Annotated in this window: 7 protein-coding genes and 2 pseudogenes; 3 read left to right on the top strand and 6 right to left on the bottom strand. The window is 58.0% G+C overall.

Annotation, left to right across the window (positions count from 1 at the left end; translation table 11 throughout):
- Window positions 1–126: 126 nt before the first annotated feature.
- Window positions 127–392, bottom strand: a pseudogene (locus NKH28_RS34655) (hypothetical protein).
- Between the two features lie 340 nt (window positions 393–732).
- Between NKH28_RS34655 and NKH28_RS34025 the strand changes: the two are divergent.
- Entirely contained in the window at window positions 733–1,188 is a 456-nt protein-coding gene (locus NKH28_RS34025) for a Ros/MucR family transcriptional regulator (RefSeq protein WP_352816273.1), read from the top strand.
- Between the two features lie 351 nt (window positions 1,189–1,539).
- On the opposite strand, the gene NKH28_RS34020 is transcribed toward NKH28_RS34025, so the two are convergent.
- From NKH28_RS34020 to NKH28_RS34005, 4 genes are all read right to left on the bottom strand, one after another.
- Window positions 1,540–1,794 (bottom strand): DUF982 domain-containing protein, encoded by a 255-nt coding sequence (locus tag NKH28_RS34020; RefSeq protein ID WP_352542334.1) that lies wholly within the window; start codon window positions 1,792–1,794, stop codon window positions 1,540–1,542.
- Window positions 1,795–1,846: 52 nt separating this feature from the next.
- Window positions 1,847–2,080, bottom strand: a complete 234-nt coding sequence (locus NKH28_RS34015) for a hypothetical protein (protein WP_352922206.1) — start codon at window positions 2,078–2,080, stop codon at window positions 1,847–1,849.
- A gap of 211 nt (window positions 2,081–2,291) precedes the next feature.
- Window positions 2,292–2,438, bottom strand: coding sequence for an FAD-dependent monooxygenase (locus NKH28_RS34010; RefSeq protein ID WP_352542278.1), 147 nt, complete (start codon window positions 2,436–2,438; stop codon window positions 2,292–2,294).
- A 310-nt stretch (window positions 2,439–2,748) separates the two neighbouring features.
- Window positions 2,749–2,886: a hypothetical protein gene (locus tag NKH28_RS34005; RefSeq protein ID WP_352981431.1), complete on the bottom strand. Its 138-nt coding sequence runs from the start codon at window positions 2,884–2,886 to the stop codon at window positions 2,749–2,751.
- A 35-nt stretch (window positions 2,887–2,921) separates the two neighbouring features.
- Here NKH28_RS34005 and NKH28_RS34000 point away from each other — a divergent pair, with 35 nt between their 5' ends.
- The gene (locus NKH28_RS34000; protein ID WP_352542277.1) at window positions 2,922–3,098 is read left to right on the top strand and encodes a DUF982 domain-containing protein; all 177 of its coding nucleotides are present in this window, start codon (window positions 2,922–2,924) and stop codon (window positions 3,096–3,098) included.
- 277 nt (window positions 3,099–3,375) lie between these two features.
- Here NKH28_RS34000 and NKH28_RS33995 read toward each other — a convergent pair whose 3' ends face one another.
- Entirely contained in the window at window positions 3,376–3,636 is a 261-nt protein-coding gene (locus NKH28_RS33995) for a hypothetical protein (protein ID WP_352542276.1), read from the bottom strand.
- A 586-nt stretch (window positions 3,637–4,222) separates the two neighbouring features.
- On the opposite strand from NKH28_RS33995, the pseudogene NKH28_RS33990 reads away from it, so the two are divergent.
- Window positions 4,223–4,466, top strand: a pseudogene (locus NKH28_RS33990) (IS21 family transposase); the annotation flags it as partial.

Below are 4,466 nucleotides of genomic sequence, written 5' to 3'. Positions count from 1 at the left end.
CCGTCATGTGTCCGCCGCTCCGCTAAACACGGGGGCTGCGCGGCGGACACGCCGATGTCACCGCAATGCCACGCCATTTTGCAGAACTTGACGCACACAACTGCCTTGGGGATACCGGCCTAATCGTCACTCCATGTCGGGCACGTCGTTCCGAACCAAAGAGCGTCGTCGGCTCGCCGTATTCGTCCAGCGCCGGGTTAGCATCACGCGACCACGCAATGACATCGGCATGTTTCGTCGCCAGAGCTTTGGCGGTCCTTGTCGCTCGGTCTTCGGTCTGCTGCTCGGCTGGCCCATAGGCTGCCTGGAAGTCGCCGCTCTCATCGCGGGTCGAAGGCGGTGACGACAATCAGCTTGGGGGCCTTCTGCTGAAGAAGGAAGCTGTCTGACATGTTGGTGCCTTTCGGATTGGTGAAGCCTAAGCAGAGGGCATGAAAGTGACAGGCGAAACAAGCGCCGACTCGACATAGAGTAAATGCGGGATCATCGTCCTCACGCACCAACTAGGTGGGGAGAAAAAAGCGTTGCTGCCTCAGCCAACGATCTGCTGATCGCATTCGGGTGAATGAGGGTGCTACACCTGAAGGGAATCGGCCGCACACACGCGTGTCGCAGGCGATGACCAGCACAGTCGGCCTTGGAGTAATCTAGCGTCAAATAATCATTGTTTGCAATTGCGCAGGCCGAATTTTCCAAATAGGAACGCCGGAGATCAACAAGGGAACGATTTTGATGGATGAAGCAATTGGGCAGCGAAGGGCTGATCTGCTAGGGATGACAGCAGATATCGTCGCAGCCTATGTCCAGAGCAACGCAACGCCCGTGGCGGATCTGCCGAATTTGATCGCCAGTGTTAATTCTGCGTTGTCTGGCCTGGCTGAGCCGGTCGCTGCAGCATCGCCAATACTGACGCCCGCGGTAAATCCTAAGAAGTCGATCTTTCCCGATCACATTATAAGCCTTGAGAACGGGCGCAAGTTCAAGTCGATGAAGCGCCACCTGGGCTTGCTTGGCATGACACCTGATGAGTACAGAGCCAAGTGGGGTTTGGCGTGGGACTATCCTATGGTAGCGCCCAGCTATGCGGCTCAGCGGTCTGCACTTGCCAAAGCTGCCGGTCTCGGCCGCAAGGCGGTTGACAAAACGCCGCCAAAGAAAGCACCAGCAAAGCGCAAGGCCAAAGCCTGACAGTGCACGAATTCGGGCCATGCCATTAGGTCTAGATGGTCTAGGTGGCCTGGCTGAGAATGAGCTGCCTGGCTTCGCGGTTCAGTAAGCGCCGCTCACGCCACAACACAAGCTTCTGCACGGCTTGCGTCTTCACGTCCTCGTATCCTGACGGGGCAGGGGAGGTCGATCAATGTGCGATCGACAAGTCGAGCCGATACATCGTCGCCCTCGACAGACAATCAAATCATATCGACAAAATCGCACTACATCGATACGTCACACTCTGCTCGATGCCACTAAGCAACAAAGCCGCTGAATCCAGCAGCGCTCCGTGCTTCAAGGGCATGCCCATACGGGTGCTGGGCAAGCCTAAATTTCTTCCCCGAGCAGTATCCTGGCCTCCTTGGCCGCAGCGATGAACGCCTGGCGCGCTATCCTTGGTGGTTTTTCTCCACGGATTACGGCAAGGCATGCTTCGATTGCGGCGAGCCGCGACTTGCCCGCCGGCCTCGGCCAATCCCTCAATAGAACTTCGGCCGCGTCGGATACTGATGCAACAACTCTGTCGCGATCGATCCGGCCGGGTTGAACGACGACGGGCTTTCTGAAACGTCTCGTACGCACGACAGCCTCCAAGAACAAGATATGTTAGCTTCCGGTGATCCTTTGCGCCACATCAAACTTCGGCAAGTAGTCGACCGTGAACAATCCGCGCTCTAGCGGCGACCGGCTTGGGCCGGAGTTGAAGCAGAGCGATCAAGAGCGACAAAGACCCTTCAGCCACCTGAGCATCGCGCGCCACCGCGTTGCGTCTTCTCTCAGCTTCGATAGTTGGGGTCTTCGCGCCGAGAAGCCGCGACGCCCGCCCGGCGTTGCGTATAAGATGACCGGGCAGGCGAAAAACCTGCATGTGGTTCTCCTATGATTTGAGCTTCGCAACCCGAGTTGCGGAGAACCCCTCCTCAACTGCAAGAATCTCGTATCTGTCTGAGCTCGGTCACTCTGGCAGGATGATCACGGAGGGCAATGCCGCGACGCAACTACGCCGGTGGAGATTCCTTCGGAGCCGAAACCTTTCAACAAAACCGGCTCCACAAACGGGTTCGGCGCCTACGTGGCTTTCATGCCCAAGACAAGGATCGGCATCCTGATGTTGGCGAATGGCGCTCCACAACCATGCAGGAGACGCCCTGATGGCTCAGAAGCGATGCGGCGGTCAGGCTGTTTAAGCGCCCACCAACGATAACAATTGGGGTTGTGCTTTCCACGGGGATATTCCGTTGACTGGATCAATCCGATATTTTGTTTGGCCAAAATACACGCAGACCCTGCTCATCGACATGACACGGTGGATCTCGATCCGTTATTCGGGGTCGCGGTCGAGATGGTGGACCTTGGTCGGCTCCCCCCTGGTGAGGCGGTCGTCGCTTGCATGTCGGCCCAATAGGAAATGTCGTGAACCACGTTTCGCGGAAGCGCGCCTCACGATCCAGCCGTTGTGCTCCAGTGACTGGAACACCGGAAGCATACTCTGCGGTTGACAAAGACAGCACGCGCAAGCTGGGCGTTCGAATCGCTTCACCCGCCCAGCAGGGCACAACCCACGCCGGAAACGAACTCAAAAATGGATAGAAACTGGGCAACGTCAAGCGTCAAGCCGCACCCAGGCAGGTGACCATCACCACGAATAAGAACGCAAAAAATCAGTGCAGTCATAGACGTCCCCAACTTGCCAACGACAAGATAGTCAGATGGTCGAGGTGGTAAGCTTGGCGGTGGTCAGATGGACCAAGCGCGGTCCTAAATGGAATAAAGCGGAAAGGGTGTGCATGGCGGCACTAGCCGGCGAGCTATCACCCGACGACGCCCGCATCGGTTTCAAGGCTGCCGCCATCGAGAAGAAGATGCTGGTCGCGGGTGATCCTTGACGGGACGGACGCTTGAGGCACGATCCCCACCTTAGCGCGACAATCGAAATCGTAATGCCGACGTTGAGCGACAATGAAGTACCGCACCGACTCCGTGGCTACTGGCCATCGTGGCAAGGACCACGATGCGCATGACAAGGCCCAGGGTAACCAAAGCCCCGCTCCGGCGTTGGGGCGAGGGCGGGGGACCCTTTGGCCGGAGCGGGGTTAGGCTAGGTGGTCACCCCGTGGCAAGCAAAGGCGACCGCAGTTGAGATTAGCGGATTTTGTGGCGCTTTCAATATTTCAATATCCGTGACTGAGTGCCTATCGCCTCAGCGGCGCTGGTAAGGAATCGGGCTTCTCGCAAGAGCGAGTCCCAGTTGAGGTTGCCCAATAGGTTGATGAGATCGCGCGCCTGTTCGACGGTGATCCCCGTTTCTTTGACCAGCCGCAGAATGACCAGGTCGTGCATCGGCGGTGGATTGGCGACTTCGCCGGCATCGCAGAACCTTCCAGCGGCAGCCCAAATCATCGGGACGAGGTAGAGCGTCTGCAATAATAGGCAAGAAGGACATTCTACAGGCGGACGTTTGTACCTGCTCCACTCAACCGGCTGGGTGATTAGCATGAGGCTTAGGCTGTGGTGCATGAGCACGCGGTAGCTGCGCAAGCTTCGCCGCACCGGCGCACTCGGTCGTGCGCATTGGCACGCTGGCATGTGCATCGGTGGCGGCAACCGGCAGGGTGGGTGGTTTCAGAGATTGAGTACAGAAAAGGCCAGGAATAAATCGGGAGCGACTGTTCACGCGTTGTCCTCGACACGCTTGCCCTCCGCATCCGTCCCTTTGATCTCGGTAGTCCACGCGTCGGTGGGCGCCGATTGCTGGCGGATTGCGTGTTTCAGAAATTCGCGGACACCCATTCCGCTAATTCGCGGACAGCGATTTCAGTAATTACGGGACCGTGATTCCGCTAATTCCCGGACAGTTTTCAGGGCGGATAACGGTCGGTTCTCGGGAGCGCCGTTCTGGCATTTTGCCCTCTCATCATCGGGTTGAGAGGGGCCATGCCAAGACCGAAGCAAGCGAGACGAACGACAGTGAAAGACCTACAATCAATCCTGCGCCTGACGCATGAGCAGGGTCCTGGCCCGGCTGCGCAACCGGCGCTTCTTCAGTCTCGGCGATCTCAACGCCGCGATCGCGGTGTTGCTGGAGGATTTGAACAATCGCCCCATGCGCCACGTTGGCAAAAGCCGCCGGGAGCTGTTCGAGGAGATCGAACGGTCGGCTCTGGCGCCGCTGCCGCCGGCGCCGTTCGAATATGCGGAGTGGAAATCGGCCAAGGTGCATCCCGACTACCATGTCGAGATCGACAGGACCTTCT

It is taken from the genome of Mesorhizobium sp. M1227 (assembly GCF_040318315.1).
Taxonomy (GTDB): Bacteria; Pseudomonadota; Alphaproteobacteria; order Rhizobiales; family Rhizobiaceae; genus Mesorhizobium.
This window is presented reverse-complemented; position numbering and strand designations above follow the sequence as displayed.